This window comes from Xylanibacillus composti (genome assembly GCF_018403685.1).
Lineage (GTDB): Bacteria > Bacillota > Bacilli > Paenibacillales > K13 > Xylanibacillus > Xylanibacillus composti.
This window is the reverse complement of record NZ_BOVK01000072.1, coordinates 40,423-55,084: the sequence shown is the minus strand read 5'-3', so window position 1 is coordinate 55,084 and position 14,662 is coordinate 40,423. Positions and strand designations below refer to the sequence as shown.

At 43.8% G+C, this 14,662-nt stretch carries 17 protein-coding genes and 1 pseudogene; 13 read left to right on the top strand and 5 right to left on the bottom strand.

The window, feature by feature from the left end; all coding sequences use genetic code 11:
- Positions 1-323: 323 nt before the first annotated feature.
- Together XYCOK13_RS19790 and XYCOK13_RS19785 are read left to right on the top strand one after the other, a co-directional pair.
- Positions 324-797: a DUF4871 domain-containing protein gene (locus XYCOK13_RS19790; RefSeq protein WP_213413975.1), complete on the top strand. Its 474-nt coding sequence runs from the start codon at positions 324-326 to the stop codon at positions 795-797.
- A 138-nt stretch (positions 798-935) separates the two neighbouring features.
- A complete protein-coding gene (locus tag XYCOK13_RS19785; RefSeq protein WP_244865283.1) occupies positions 936-1,373 on the top strand; it encodes a spore coat protein in 438 nt (145 codons plus the stop codon).
- A 167-nt stretch (positions 1,374-1,540) separates the two neighbouring features.
- Here XYCOK13_RS19785 and XYCOK13_RS19780 read toward each other — a convergent pair whose 3' ends face one another.
- Both XYCOK13_RS19780 and XYCOK13_RS19775 read right to left on the bottom strand, forming a co-directional pair.
- A complete protein-coding gene (locus tag XYCOK13_RS19780) occupies positions 1,541-1,654 on the bottom strand; it encodes a YjcZ family sporulation protein (protein WP_213413973.1) in 114 nt (37 codons plus the stop codon).
- Between the two features lie 242 nt (positions 1,655-1,896).
- Positions 1,897-2,370, bottom strand: a complete 474-nt coding sequence (locus XYCOK13_RS19775) for an SdpI family protein (RefSeq protein ID WP_213413972.1) — start codon at positions 2,368-2,370, stop codon at positions 1,897-1,899.
- Positions 2,371-2,865: 495 nt separating this feature from the next.
- On the opposite strand from XYCOK13_RS19775, the gene XYCOK13_RS19770 reads away from it, so the two are divergent.
- From XYCOK13_RS19770 to XYCOK13_RS19735, 8 genes are all read left to right on the top strand, one after another.
- Positions 2,866-3,570: a hypothetical protein gene (locus XYCOK13_RS19770; protein ID WP_213413971.1), complete on the top strand. Its 705-nt coding sequence runs from the start codon at positions 2,866-2,868 to the stop codon at positions 3,568-3,570.
- Positions 3,571-3,579: 9 nt separating this feature from the next.
- Positions 3,580-4,287, top strand: coding sequence for a hypothetical protein (locus tag XYCOK13_RS19765; protein WP_213413970.1), 708 nt, complete (start codon positions 3,580-3,582; stop codon positions 4,285-4,287).
- Between the two features lie 34 nt (positions 4,288-4,321).
- The gene (locus XYCOK13_RS19760; RefSeq protein ID WP_213413969.1) at positions 4,322-5,011 is read left to right on the top strand and encodes a hypothetical protein; all 690 of its coding nucleotides are present in this window, start codon (positions 4,322-4,324) and stop codon (positions 5,009-5,011) included.
- 40 nt (positions 5,012-5,051) lie between these two features.
- Positions 5,052-5,747: a hypothetical protein gene (locus XYCOK13_RS19755; RefSeq protein WP_213413968.1), complete on the top strand. Its 696-nt coding sequence runs from the start codon at positions 5,052-5,054 to the stop codon at positions 5,745-5,747.
- Positions 5,748-5,821: 74 nt separating this feature from the next.
- A complete protein-coding gene (locus XYCOK13_RS19750) occupies positions 5,822-6,505 on the top strand; it encodes a hypothetical protein (protein ID WP_213413967.1) in 684 nt (227 codons plus the stop codon).
- 53 nt (positions 6,506-6,558) lie between these two features.
- A complete protein-coding gene (locus tag XYCOK13_RS19745; protein ID WP_213413966.1) occupies positions 6,559-7,239 on the top strand; it encodes a hypothetical protein in 681 nt (226 codons plus the stop codon).
- Positions 7,240-7,404: 165 nt separating this feature from the next.
- Entirely contained in the window at positions 7,405-8,673 is a 1,269-nt protein-coding gene (locus tag XYCOK13_RS19740) for an HD domain-containing protein (RefSeq protein WP_213413965.1), read from the top strand.
- A gap of 1 nt (position 8,674) precedes the next feature.
- The gene (locus tag XYCOK13_RS19735) at positions 8,675-9,196 is read left to right on the top strand and encodes a hypothetical protein (protein ID WP_213413964.1); all 522 of its coding nucleotides are present in this window, start codon (positions 8,675-8,677) and stop codon (positions 9,194-9,196) included.
- Between the two features lie 202 nt (positions 9,197-9,398).
- Here the strand turns inward: XYCOK13_RS19735 and XYCOK13_RS22080 are convergent.
- A pseudogene (locus XYCOK13_RS22080) lies at positions 9,399-9,717 on the bottom strand (DDE-type integrase/transposase/recombinase); the annotation flags it as partial.
- 412 nt (positions 9,718-10,129) lie between these two features.
- On the opposite strand from XYCOK13_RS22080, the gene XYCOK13_RS19725 reads away from it, so the two are divergent.
- Both XYCOK13_RS19725 and XYCOK13_RS19720 read left to right on the top strand, forming a co-directional pair.
- Positions 10,130-10,459: an extracellular solute-binding protein gene (locus tag XYCOK13_RS19725; RefSeq protein ID WP_244865280.1), complete on the top strand. Its 330-nt coding sequence runs from the start codon at positions 10,130-10,132 to the stop codon at positions 10,457-10,459.
- A 166-nt stretch (positions 10,460-10,625) separates the two neighbouring features.
- Positions 10,626-11,423 (top strand): hypothetical protein, encoded by a 798-nt coding sequence (locus XYCOK13_RS19720; protein ID WP_213413961.1) that lies wholly within the window; start codon positions 10,626-10,628, stop codon positions 11,421-11,423.
- 80 nt (positions 11,424-11,503) lie between these two features.
- Here XYCOK13_RS19720 and XYCOK13_RS19715 read toward each other — a convergent pair whose 3' ends face one another.
- Positions 11,504-12,163, bottom strand: coding sequence for a hypothetical protein (locus XYCOK13_RS19715; RefSeq protein WP_213413960.1), 660 nt, complete (start codon positions 12,161-12,163; stop codon positions 11,504-11,506).
- A 137-nt stretch (positions 12,164-12,300) separates the two neighbouring features.
- A complete protein-coding gene (locus XYCOK13_RS19710) occupies positions 12,301-12,891 on the bottom strand; it encodes a papain-like cysteine protease family protein (RefSeq protein WP_213413959.1) in 591 nt (196 codons plus the stop codon).
- Between the two features lie 1,363 nt (positions 12,892-14,254).
- Between XYCOK13_RS19710 and XYCOK13_RS19705 the strand changes: the two genes are divergently transcribed.
- Complete coding sequence (locus tag XYCOK13_RS19705) at positions 14,255-14,659, top strand: hypothetical protein (RefSeq protein ID WP_213413958.1); 405 nt, start codon at positions 14,255-14,257, stop codon at positions 14,657-14,659.
- The last annotated feature ends 3 nt before the right edge of the window (positions 14,660-14,662 follow it).

The following is a 14,662-nucleotide window of genomic DNA, read 5'->3' as shown; positions in this document are numbered from 1 at the left end:
TTGATAGAAAGGGCTTGGAATGGCTTGGTTTTGTACAAATAAGGTCCAGGAGTTCCGTTAGAAATAGAAATGCTCGATAACACCGCAAATAGTGTCTTTGACTTCCGTTAAAGTAGATTTCCGAATTCGTCCAGAATATGCGCCCGGGGGCCAGTTCCTTCATTGGCATATACGAGAGGTGTTCAAGGGGCGCAGCCGCTACATTGAGTCCTAAGCGGAGGGGTATGCGCTCAAACCCTAAACAGTGAGAAGAAGACGCATGAACCATTTTCATCGAACCACACACCGCTCACCAGCGTCATATAAGCAAAGGGGGAATGAATATGACGAGGATGAGGCTCCTGTGTACGGTGCTCCTTGCTTGCCTGTTGCTGACAAGCTGTTCGCAATCGGAATCTTCGGTGCAGCATGCAGCTGGTTGGGAGGCAACCGGGGAGATTGAGCTAAGTGGGATTCTCGGAGAGACCGGGGAGGAATTCACAACGACCTGGGTAGGCCTTGAGGAGAAAATCGCCATTTCCAACAATCCTTTTTATGCAGGTGAGCAGCAGAAATATATGTGGTTGCTGTGGGGGGAGAAGGAGGAGCTGGTTCATAAGGACTTTACCGTGACTGCTACTAGCGAAGAGGGGGAGGAAATGACCCTTGTCGAGTCTAGACTTGGTGGTGAGAACTGGGGTGCGACTGCTTCCTTCCCTTCATCCATTGCCCTGCCGTCTGCGGGCTTGTGGAAGCTGGATGCTTACGTGGACGGCTCGCTCTTCAGCACAATTGTCGTTCCGGTTACGGAAAAATAAGTTCGTCCTGGAAAGACAATGTTCCGCCTAGGACCTTGGTGCATAAGGTATCCTATCACAGTTATGGAGGGATATTACTTGTACGCAACCAACAGGCAATCCCATCAGCAGCACCTCGCCTGGCATGAGACGTTGGAGATGCATGAGCTTGTCGCTTATCAAGCGAACCACTTGGTCAACTTCAAGATGAATCGGAACGATGTGAAGGATCCTCAGTTGAAAGGGCTCTATGCGGAAGCGATCCAAGGGATCGAAAGCAACCTGCAGGACCTGCTGGGGTACTACCCGCAAGCGCCAACCGCCATGCGAAAAAGCGCCGGGGATGAGATGACCGCCTTTTATGCCGGGCAGCTGCTTGGATTTGCCAAGACCGCTGTGCGCAATTATGCGATTGCGATTACCGAAACGGCTACTCCCCAGTTAAGAGAAACATTCCATAAGCATCTGGACAAGGCTATCCAGCTGCATGGCAAGGTGTTTGCTTTCATGTATGAACGCGGGCTCTATCCGTCATACCAGCTGGATCAGCTCCTAGCGGCCGATGTCAAGAATGCGAAAAATGCTTTGAGCCTGTAATAGCTCCTTGTCTAGGAAATGCGCCTTTCGTTCAACGGGAGACGCATTTTTTGCCTGACGGGAGCGCATTCCCAATGATTGTGGGTGCCGCATGCAGAAGCGGTGCACACTGTATGTAGGAGCCTCGCAGCATGAACTGCGAGGGTCGAACGAGTCAAGCGGCTTTGTTAACCGCCAAACAGAACCGTGCGGCTGATGATGACCAACAGGATGAAGAGAACGAGAATTGCACCCGTTGAAGTAAAGCCGCCGCCCAAACCTGCGCCTGCAGCGTAGCCCATGCGAACACCTCCTTTATTAGAGCTTCCTAATATGTTATGGACATAAAGGAGGATTCGTACGGGCTGATTAACGAGATGTGTTCTTGCTCATGCGCTGGCGGGCATGGCGGAGCTGCTGTTAGTCGGTATTCGCAAGGGAACATTAGCCGCTCCCGTCTGAGCAGGTGCCCTCCTAATGATGAGCTGCTATATTGATAAACGAAGCCTTGTTCGGTATAAACCGAAGCAGTATGGAAGGGCAGCTATTCACTCGCCGTGCGGGCGTAACGCATCCATTGTCTGAGCGAGATCAGCAGAAAGCCGACGAACAGGACGAAGAACGCAGGGAAGATGATGGGGCTGGGCAGGAAGGCCAGCAGCACGAACAGGATGCCGAGCACGAACACCAGGCGACCCTGAAAGCGTGCGAGCTTGCGCTGAACCTGCTCTGGAAGCTTGGGCCAAGTATGGGACCCCTGCAGCAAGCTAGGCACCAGATTGCCCACGAAGATGAATACGACGCCGACGGCTAGCGCAGCAAAGGCGGCAACACTGATCACATACCCCAGATTATAGGATAGGATAAACCCGCGTACGGCGAACAAAATCAGGGGGAGGACGGCGGCGATTGCAGGAACGGTCAATTCTGAACGGACGCGCTTCTGTGTGTCCTTCTCTAGCTTAATGGCGATGTTCGGTACCTTGTATATTAGAATCAAGGTGCAGTCCAGTTTCATCCATACAGTCTTGTTTTTGCATGTTCAAGTGCAAGAAATGGTGCTAAGATAATAATATTTATGATGACTCCTTAGCTCCCCTACCTGCCTGACTTGACACACGTCCACTGCCGATCAACCTTGCCGATGATAACACTGCTGCTGACTTAGCCGTTTGGAAGTGCAACTATAACGGACATGGATGACTGTTGCAGGGGGTATGGACGGTTTTTTGACATTGTAACGGACACTGATGACCGCTAGTGCTGAATGGACAGGTCAAAACCATACTTTTTGGCCTCTAATGGACATCAGCGGCCGTTAGAAAATCGAAAAAACGTTTTTTTCGCTCTAACGGTCATAGGTGACCGTTGCAGATTCAACTGGCTGGCCCGATCCGGTCCGGTTATCTTTTCTGCTGACCTCCACTCTTGTTCTGCCCCGTGCTTTTCTAGCAGATAACAAGCAGATAAGCAGTAACTATTTATGATCTAAATCTAAAAAGGGGTTTGTGCTATGCTTCTTCTCGGAAGGCTTGTACTCTTCACCTTGACTTCTTCCGTATCTTACATCGCCATACTGCTTATTATTTTCAGTCTATTCAGAATTCAATACCGGTGGTATATTCCGCAGATGCTGTTTGTCTGTGTCTCGCTCTCCTATATCTCATTCACCACTCGCGAGGCCTCGTTGGCGTTGTATTCACCTTTTATTCAAATAGGCTTTTTGATTGTGCTGTTGTGGCTGCTGTTTCGCTTCCATCCGTTTCATGCGTTGATTATGGGGGTGACGGGGTCAATTTGCTTTGGTGCTATAGATGTTGCGGTTGGCCTTCTATTTGCATTAGCTGGATATGGAGTCGAGCAATTTTCTGTTGCACTTGATTGGGGTGCTGGCTGGCTTGCTAGGCATTGGAGCGGCGACCATAATCACCAAGCAGAATTGGGGCTTCTCCTTCGTTCGGGAGGACGAGCAGGTAAAAATCAATTTGCGGGAAAAGAGCACTGTATTACTCCTGTGTGTAAGTATTGTTGCGGTTATTGGCTTTTTTGTGGGCTATTTCTGCATGCTTTATTTAAGCACGCCCATGAGCCTTTTAGCCACAGTCCTCGTCTTAATCCTTGGTACCGGGATGTTGATCTACTTGTCCGGGAAGCGAGAATGGCAAGAGTTCGAGAGGAAACGGAGTTGGATGGGCAAATAACGGGAAGCAGGAGGTGAAGAGGGACAGTGGTCTTTTATCTGTATTTCACATTGATGGTTGGCCTGGAATATGCGGCGGCCATGATCCTGATGTTCAGCGTGTTCAAATTCAACCACCGAGGGCAATATATGAAGATTTCCAGCATTTGCGTGCTGATGAGCCAAATCTCTTATGCGCTATGTGTACTTGGTTGGTTAGAGGTTATTCCGGTTGCGGCGGTTATCGTATGGACGCTGTGCATGTGGCTGCTCTTCCGGTTGCGGTTGGCCCATGCCTTGATTGTAACGGTGTGTACGTATCTGGCGTTCGCTCTGATCCAAGGCTCTCTGATCCTCACTCACATGTTATTAATAGAGAGGGGCGTGCTTTCAGGACCGATAATGGATCTGATCTCACTCAGTTCTGCCTCCCTGGCGCTATGGGCATCTTATTATGTGCGAATACGGAATTGGGGCTTCACCTTCGTGCCTGAGGGTGGTGATTTAGCGGCACCAGGCAGGGACCATAATAATATGCGTTTCCTGCTCGTCCTTGTCATGGCGATGACCGGCTTCGTAATTGCATATGCCTTCACCATCCTGTACGAGAATATCGAGAGCTTCTTGGCGGCAGTGCTGCTGCTGCTCCCGACTATTGGTATGCTGCTCTACTTGCTCTGGGTTAAGGAAGTGCAGAAATATGCAGGGAAGCTTCCTGTGATTGTGCCGAAGCATGAGCTTCGGTCGGGTGAGTAAAGTCGGAACAACATGCACCGGGGGTTAGCGTGAAATGTCATACTATTTGAAGTTTACAATCATATCGTTCATAGAGAATATGGCAGTAATGCTTCTTATGATGAGCTTGTTCAAATTGAACTACCGTGGACAGTTTCCCAAGGTCATATTGATTTGCATAATGCTGGTACAACTTTCTTTTGTTTTGCGTGGTTATGGCTGGACAGTCATCGTTCCATTGGCCTCTGCCATTTTGTTGTTGCTTAGTATGTGGTTATTGTTTTCACTACGGTTTTTTCACGCAGCGATTGTAACAGTAAGCACGACATTGGCGTTTGGACTGATTCAAGGTTTTATTTTAGTCATTACGCTGATATACGTAGAAATGCCTGAGATTATGAGCATGACGATGGATATAGTAGCACTATTGTCAGCATCTGTAATGGCGTATATTGCTTACTTGTTACGCAAAAGAAACTGGGGATTTTCCTTTGTGGCAGAGGGCGGCGATAATCATGAAATCGATTATGGGGAAAGCAATAACAAGAAAATTCTATTAGTTTTGGCCGTTGCGATAACGAATATTCTAATCCTTTATGCATTAACGATTATCTATGGCACACTAGAAAGTTTCTTAGCAGTGGTTTTGTTGATGCTTCCCACATTGGGCGCGCTTGTATATTTGTCCTTTGTGAAGGAAGTGGACAAGTATACACGGGGAAAGTCAACTGAAAGCAGGAATTGAGTTTAAATAGATGCCTGATTTCACAAATGGAGGGAAATTGATGCTTTTGGGCAGATTGCTTCTTTTTACGCTGACCTCTTCTGTCTCATATATAGGTACGTTGTTTATCATTTTAGTTTGTTCCGCATTTTCATATCGACAATATGTTCCACATATAGTGTTTGTCTGCCTCTCTCTTTCTTATCTTTCATTTACAACCCGAGCGGCTTCGCTTGAATTGTATTCTCCGTTTATCCAAATGGCCTTTCTGGTCGTATTGCTCTGGTTGCTATTTCGGTTTCATTTCTTTCATGCATTCATTATGGGAGTGACGGGGATAATTTGCTTCGGGGTGTTGGATCCGGGAGTTGCCTTTTTCTTTATGTTAGCCGGTTATGAGGTGGTGCAGTTCTCCGTGCAGATGCACGTGGTAGGGGTCTTATCCGGATTGTTGGGCCTTGCAGTTTCCGCCATTATCTCTAAGAAGAACTGGGGTTTTTCCTTTATTCGGGAAGAAGAACGGGTGAAGGTCAATCTTCGGGAGAGGAACAGCTTACTGCTGGTTAGTGCGATTGGCTTGGGGATCATCGGTCTCTTCGCAGGCTATTTCTTCGTATTGTACATAAATAATCCGACCAGCGTACTCTTTACTGTCATCGTCGCATTGGTGAGCACGGTATTGCTGCTCTACCTATCCGGGGAGCGGGAACGTCAGGAATATGAGAGTAAGCGAAGAAAGTTTTGGATCGGCAAATAGAGAATTTGCTGTCTGGTAATAGAGATCAGATTAAGCGAATCGCAATAAGAGGTTGATTACGATCAGAGCGGGGGATGGAGTTGCTTATAGGGGAATTTGCGATATTCACCATGGCCTCGTCATTTGGCTATGTGGGTACTTTGATGCTGATGTTCAGCATCTTTAAGATAGAATATCGCTGGTACATTCCGCAGATGGTGTTCATCTGTATATTCTTATCGTATATTTCCTTTACCATGCGAATGGCTTCTTTGACATTATACGCGCCTACTGTTCAGGTCATTACGTTAATCGTGATCATGTGGCTGCTATTTCGTTTTCAATTGCTACATGCCGCAATTATAACAGTAACGGGATATATTCTCTCAGCAGCAGTAGATTTTGTATGGGGCTACTTATTCCTGCTTGGTGGTTATAAGATTGAACCATTTTCCACTGTGATGTATACAGGGGCTGTCCTAGCGGGCTCCTCCAATATTCTACTTGCAAGTTGGATACATAAGCGACGTTGGGGATTTTCGTTTGCACATGAGGGAGTGAAAGAACGGTCTGATGGAACTAACCTCTTCTTTTGGATCAGCGTAATTGTTTTCGCAGTTCTTGGTTTTTTTGCCGTTTATGCCCTTGCTTTGGTATGGTATTCTCCTGCTTCGATTTGGCTCGTTCTGTTGCAATTATTCGCGGCTTGCGGACTGCTTGTGTATTTCTCTTACCGTAGTGAAAAACAAGGGTATGAGAGAAGGAATGGTTTTCAATAAGACGGGCGTCTTCATAGCAAATAACGAAAGGCACGTGAGGAGAAGCGAATGTCATGCTGAAATATATAATTTTTATAGTGGTATCTTGTATGGAGTATTTGGGCATCTTTGCCCTCATGTTCAGTGCTTTCAAAATTAACTACAAATGGTACAAAGCAGAGATGTTGTTCGTTTGTGTTTCGTTATCCGGTGTTTCCTTGGTAATGCGGGAGTCTGGGTTGACGATGTATACGGCGATCACACAAATGCTGCTTTGGGTGTTGTTTTCGTGGCTGCTGTTCCGGTTCAATTTGCTTCATGCAGCGGTTATTACTGTCGTTGGGTATTTGAGCTATGCGGTTATCCAGTTTTTCATCGGCGGGGTGATGTTACTATTCGTACCGTCTCTTGAACATATGTCGGTAATGATGCATGTACTTGCCCTGTTAAGTGCTATGAGTGCATTGGGCGTGGCTTATTATGTTCGTTTACGGAATTGGGGCTTCACCTTTGTTCCGGCAGAGCAGCCGTCGAGGGTTAAATATCGCGATAAAGAAAATCTGTATCTTATTGTTGGGAATTTTCTTGCTTTCTTCTGTTTTTTTGTGACTTATTTTCTGTGGATATCTTATGATAGCACGCGAGTTTTATTAATTACATTATTAACTGTATTCGTAAACTTGACCGTTTTGATTTATTTATCCACAAGAATGGAGATACGCAAGTACAGCAAGAAGAGGCCGTATGTGAAATGAAACTTTTAGCATAGGATGAGTATTGTGGAAGAGCTTTAGTTACAATATCCTACAAATTTCGCCCTTTAGAAAGGTATTTGAATTGTAGTGTTGAATATTAACTGAAAAGTAGAAAAATTTGAAAAGGAACATATGTTCTTATATAATATAATTGGGAGGGGAAAAATGCCTGACGTAAGGGATCCCATACATGGTTTTATAACTTTATCGAAGGATGAACAGCGAATCATCGATACAGCCCCATTTCAAAGGCTGAGAAGAATACGTCAGCTTGCGACTACATTCCTTCTGTATCCATCAGCTGAGCATACACGGTTCCCACACTCCCTGGGGGTCATGCATGTATCGAACCTTGTATTTGACAAGATACAAAATAAAAGAGGGGAAGTGTTGGGTTGGTCGCAAGACGAAATCAATAAGTATCGCCAAATGTTGAGATTAGCAGCATTGCTCCACGACGTTGCACATGCACCTTTTTCTCATGTAGCAGATGATTTGTTCGATGAGTCTGTAAAAAGCCATGAAGGAATGGCTGGGAAAATCATTACAGAATCAGAGATAACCCCCATTATTGATAAGATAGGGGCGGAACATGGATTCAATGCACAAGCAATCGCAGCCCTAATTACAGGGAATGCTTTCCATCATAATGAACGATTATTAGCCGATATATTTGCTTCAGAATTAGACTCTGATAAAATGGATTACCTGTTACGCGACTCTCTTTATACTGGCGTTAAATACGGGAACTTCGATTTAGAGCGGATTCTAAACGTTATTTCCTTGTGTTTTAAGGACGGGGAGTGGAAGCTCGGGATTGAATATGATGGGGTTGAGGCAGTTGAAGGTCTCATTCTGGCGCGATACTTCATGTTTACTCAAGTTTACTTGCATCGCACTCGCAGAATATATGATAATATAATGATTCAGCTCCTTAGGGACATGCTAGCCAAAGAGACATCGACAGGAAGGTTGCCCAGTGATGTAAGTGAATTTATTAAATGGGATGACTATACAGTCATCGAAAAAGCGAAATCATCGGATAGTCCATGGGCTGATCGATTTCTGAATAGGAAACACATTAAGTGCATCTGGGAGTCAGAACCGGCCCCGACTCTGGATGAGAGGAAACTCCAGAGAGAAGTAGAATTACAGATCAAGGATGAACTTGAAGCAAGGTACAAACCTTATCAAGTTATAATAGATAGGTATCAGAAGCCTCCTTTGAAATTCACCCTTTCTGATGGATCTCCGACTATTAGTATTATCAGTAAGGAGGATCCGAGAATGACTTACTCCTTGAAAGAACGAGCACCTGTAATTGCTAAATTAGAAGAACCGATATATGTTTGTAGAATTTACGCAGATGCTGATGTGGCTAAAGAAGTTCGGGAGTTCGTCCAAATAAAGTCAATGATATTAAGGAGGCAGTAACATGAGTTTACAAACACTTGTGGCATATTTAGTGGTTAAGAAAGGACCGCTTCCTGGAAAAAAAGCATTCCAAAAATATATGTACTTTTTGGATGCGAAAGGTGTACCTACACCTCTAAGTTTTCGCATTCACCATTTTGGTCCCTATTCTGCTGATTTGGATTACCAGACAGATAATTTGGAGATTGAAGGGGCGTTGCAAATTCTCAGCAAGGAATCAGGCTCGGGTTTTGTTATTCAACCAGGGAGTAAATCGAAAAGTATCATTGAAAACGGAGAAGAATTCATTTCGGAGTACGATGAAATAATCGACTTTGTCCTTGATGCATTGCCGAATGAATCCAGGACCCTTGAGTTATGGTCAACCACTCATTTTGTAGCCAATTCCATGAATAAATTCTATGGCGGTGCAGTGAAAGATAAAGTAATAAGTGAGGTCAAAAGTATTAAAAAGGAAAAGTTCTCCGAGGCTGAAATAGCAGGAGCATATGACAAATTACTGGATTTAAAGCTTCTACCATGAATATAAGGTCACTTCAAATGCCTATTGATGCGTATTGTGAACTGTAATTTGAGAGTTGGATGTTTCTGCATAAGTTTGATGTGTGTAACCCCGAGTAATCGACATTTCGAGAGCTCGGGGTTTTCTTCTTTTCCCAACCCTTTCCTGCAATGCCCCCTTAACCAATTCTTAAAATCCAGATAACTGGATTGTCAACATTAAATCAGACAGCTTTTTTAAGGGCTGCTTGGCGGTACTGAACAGGCGTCATGTACCCCAATGATCCATGAAGTCGATGCTTGTTAAACCAGTTGACATAGTCGTATAGTTCCACCGATCTCAAAGGTTTGCAGGAGCTCGTCCATCTTTTGGTTTTTAAACTCACTCCCACGGTCCGTGTGAAACCACTGGATTTGGCTCAGATCGCCTTCTACCGTAGCAAAGGCACGGGAAATCAAAGCAGCGTCCTTATGTGGACCTGCACTTTGGCCAATGATTTCTCGATTAAACAGGTCAATGAGGACGCAAACGTAATGCCATCGGATAGTTACGAAGGACCCGAGTATCGATCATTTCGAGTACTCGGGTTTTCTTATATTGAACATTCAAACCTCTTTTAACGTCTATATATAAGGATTATGTACAGTGAATATTTCTTGGAAAGAGGGCGTGCGGAGAGATTGCGAATGGATAACGTATGGAAGAAAGTCAGATTCAGGACAAGCACAAAAACATATTCCCTTTTTTTAATCATTATGTTAGGTCTGTAGCACTCGCAGCCTGCAATAACGCTGCCACGGATAAAGGGCTCCTGGAGGATAATGTATCCGTAACAATCGGTTATCATTCGGAGGACAACTTCCGGGAGAGATATGGGGACTTGCTAAGTCTTGAAACCCGGAGCTTGATTACGGCATCGTATCTATGAAGCCAATGCTCCATGATGAGATTTCAGTGGATGCATGGATGGAAGAAAATCAGGCGGATATTCTGTATATAAACGGGGAGTGGGAGTTGAAACAATGGGCTGCGCAAGGCGGCTTGCATGATATAACGGATCGGGCAAGCAAGCTAGAGCCCAAACCAACGATTGAGACGAACTCCCTAATGGATGGGGATGGTCGATTATACGGTTTAGCTCCGTTCTTTCAAAGCCACGCCATCTATTATAACATCGACCTGTTTGACCGTTATGGTATTCCGTACCCCAACGATAAAATGACGTGGAAGGAAATCCTGGAGCTAGCCTCGCGGTTTCCCGCCAAGCAAGCGGGGATGCTGTGATGAACCGTTTGATAAAAGGAGAAATAGCGTTGAAAGCAGCAATGGAGCAGATTGAGATCCAGGGCCAACAGGCGGTAGACCAGGCGGCGATAGAGGTACACGGTTGATAAGGGGCTATCCCAAAGCAGGAAATTCGCGAACATTTCCATAGAAATGAGGGTGTGCGGTGTCTGGCATTAAATATCGATTGGGCGGTCTTCTATTGAGCTTCTTGCTACTATGCAGTGGCACAGCAACCCACACAAGCGGAACTGCCCTGTTGCCGAGCGGTTTCACGTTACAGAATATCCAGACGGCACTTGAGCAGTACATCAACGACCGGCTGTGGTTTTATCCGACGGAAGTAAGGGGGAGTCCTACTGATAAGAATTTTGATCCTTATATAGGCCGGACCTTGGAGGTTGAAGTTCGGGTCTATGACGATGGATCTGGCGACAAACAGGTATATGCTCAGACGAGTGCAGGGGAGTGGCTGGTTCGGTTCATGATTCAACAAGGAATCGTCTATAGTGAAGGTCAAGTAGGTCCAGGTGAGGATCATTACCCGCAAGGCAACTATATGGCGGTGGGGAGTTTTACTATCGAGATTCAAGAGGCGCATCCCCCGAATTATGGGATGTCCCCTCGCAAGGAAAAGATGATCATAGCTATAGAAGAAACTGCAAAAGCAGTCTGCGAGGATCTGGAAAGAGGCACGGAAAGCGGTATTTGGTCAGGAACAGAAGTGTACATGGCGGACTTTTATGAATACGAAGAAGCGGGCGCGCTTTGGTTGGTCAGATTTGACGGGTATGCACTGTACATGCCCATAGAAATCGTAGAGGAATACAATAGTTTCACTACTGTACTTGGGAAAGGTTATGGTCTGAATAATGTGTATGAGTTGGATCAGAACGATCCGGGAAGATTTATGTTCGACCGACAAACTCAGGATGCTGTGAGGAAAACAAGATGTGACTTTTAGAGAGATCCAGAATCCATACTTGAAGAATAACTTAATATGCATAGCATAGCCCCCGGACAAAGCCGGGGGCTATATTTCGACTAACCCTTCTTCTGATTGCGATATAGGAAGGTTCCACCTATTATCACCGCAACGAGCAATACTGTAATCCACATCAACCACTGTGAATGTGTCGATATTTTCGATTCATTGCCTAGATCGGAAGCTCCCCCTCCCAGGAAACCATCCATTTCAGGATTACTTGACACGGTACTTTCGTATTCCGCATATATGAAATCCTTAAATTCATCGACTGTTAATTCCGATGAATTAGCTTGACGTTTATTCATCCGTTTACTGGCCTCGTTCACATAGGACTGTGTACCTTCTTCCAATGCTCGTATCGTTTGACTTTTGGTATCATACAGATACGCTGCGCCGGTTACCATATCCCAGACAAACCGCTCATCGTTTTTCCTTTTGTCCAATGCGCGTGCTTGCACTTGGGGGAAGCCAACTGCAACAACCCGATATTCACCTCTGTGATTTGCAATTTCAACACCAGTGCGAACGATGTCATTTTGATATATAGGCACCAAATAAGAATCGGCAAAATCTATACTCACGCCGGATTCTTTACTAACATTCACCTTAAATATAGGATGAATCTTTCCTGCCTTTAGCTTCCCTTTCTTCTCTTCAAAGTTTACCGATTGCTGTAGTCCCGTATCGAAAAATTCCGCTTCTAAGCCGCGAATCAAATCATGATCGATGATTTTTCACTTCGTTCGGAATTCGCTCTCCTGTATCTTCAGCATAAGAGAATCCTGCCAGCAGGATCGTCAATAATCCACTCAGTAATAAAACCGCACTCTTCCTCATTCCATCGCTCCCTTTCTTACTTATACATACCATAGCGAGATTTAGTCCATTCATAACTTGTGTTATCTACCATATAGTCATAGTCACGCCAAACTGTTCCCGTGTTAGAGGGGTTTGAATAAGTGATGTTAATGTAAGCAACTCTTTTAGTGGAAGTATTGTACCCAATTACTGGTGCCGCATGATTAGTTCCCGTCTTTTTACCGGTGCTACTGTCAAGCCATGACTTTCTAATGATCATGGGCTTATCGGCATCGATTTGACCTTTGATAAAATTTAAAGTAACAGTTCCTGACGCTTCCGTACCTTTATTCACAAAGCCAGCATTATCAAATACATTTTGATAATTTGACCAGCTTCCATCTTCATTCGGACAATCTGTCGTCCCCTTGCCCCATTTGTAAATCTGGCATTGTGTGTATGCAGTACCTGTATGGTACTGTACGATTGATTTAGATGCCGCAACCCAGCACCAGTTACTTTTTTCTTGTGGGTGCTGCACTACATCTAGCAATTTATAGGTTGTACTAGCTGTGGACGTGCCGACAAAGGATAGAGCAAAAATCAAAACATAAGATAAAGATAATAGGGATAATTTTCTTACCATTATTCCGTCCTCCATTTCAATTTTTAAGGTGTCCATGACTCGCGACATCATGGATTTTATAAAAAACGGATCCGTTTTTCACAAATAAGGTGGTAAACCATGAGATGGATATTACCAACACTATATTCTCTCGATGTTTATATGTATACTCCTATTGCATCCTAAATTTTTTTGTATGTATTTCCCATATATGAAACAGACAATCATTAAGAGCATAACTGAAACAAACAATGAGAGATGTAAAGACAAGGCGCTAACGAGATTGTTTCAAACGATGTTGTGAAGAGAAGCACCTGAAATTAAAAGGATAATCAGGTCAAGTGCTTTGTATGATGAGATATGCACTGTTTATTTCTGTTTCATTCGTGGAGTATATCCCCATTTTTGCACTCATGTTCAGTGCCTTCTATACTTCAGTAACTCAATTGTTACTCTGGATCGTCTATATTGGTTGCATTTTCGATTTAGCTTACTGCACGCAGCCATTATAACCGTGTGTAGTTTCTTTACATATGGCTTGATTCAATTATGTGTAGCCTTGCTGGCTTTGAAGGTTGTTACCAATTTGGAACCCATGACTTCAAGAACGCATATCGTGGCTCTCCTATCAGGAGTTTGCGCATTAGGCCTTGCCAACTTGATCCACAGAAGGAACTGGGGATTTTCATTTGTGCCTGCTGAACGTCCAATTCTCATGAACTACCGCGAAAGAAGCAATCTGTTTTTTATATTGATTGTTGTCTGCTTGATCATCTGCTTTTTTGTAGTCTATATCGTGTTAGTTTTATACGCAGATTCTCGAAGGTTTTTCATCATGATATTAACTGTACTTGGGAGCATGGGTGTCTTGATGTATTTATCGGGGAAGGAAGAAATACAGAAGTATGATAAAAAGAAGCGGATTTTGAAATAGGTATGATTACTAATAGGGGGTGAATTTATCCCTGAAAATGGATGATTTAGGAAGTAGTCCAATTTTACCAGGTGATTTAGGTATTTAGAATGAATAAAATTGAATGCTGGTTATTTTTTTTGTAGCAATTATCAGAATAGTGATGCTAAAATAAAAATATAAGTTTATTACTAAAGTAAAGAGGGAAGATAGTGAATGGTCAACTACTTAATCTTCACATTAGCCTCGTCAGTACAATATATTGGAATGCTAGTGCTCATGTTTAGTTTGTTTAGAATTAATTATCGATGGTATATACCACAAATAGTATTTGTTTGTATATCGTTATCTTATTTGTCCTACACGATGAGAGTGGCCGATCACGCGATGTACGCAACGTTTGTTCAGATGGGTTGCCTAATTATATTCATATGGTTATTGTTTCGCTTTCAAATTTTTTACGCGGCAGTCATGGCAATTACCGGATCAATCATATTTGCGATGTTAGATTTAGCCGTCGCTTTTTTCGTTTCATTATTTTCACCTCAAATTGATCAATTCAGTTTAGAAATGTACTTGGTTGCATTTTTCTCTGGTTCAATAGCGATTGGAATAGCCTTGTTTATAAGGCGAAAGAATTATGGCTTCTCATATGTCCCTCATGATGAAGATGCAGCAGTTAACTATAAAGAAAAAGAGAATTTAATGTTGTTATTTGTAGCTATTCTTTCGGTAATTAGTTTTGCTGGCACCTATTTCTTTACTGCACAATTTGGGAATTCAACTAGTTTCTTAATTGTTAGTTTATTGCTTTTTCTATCTTCCTCTATTTTAATTTCTATCTCACGTAAAAAGGAGAGAAAGGAAGTGAGTTAATTA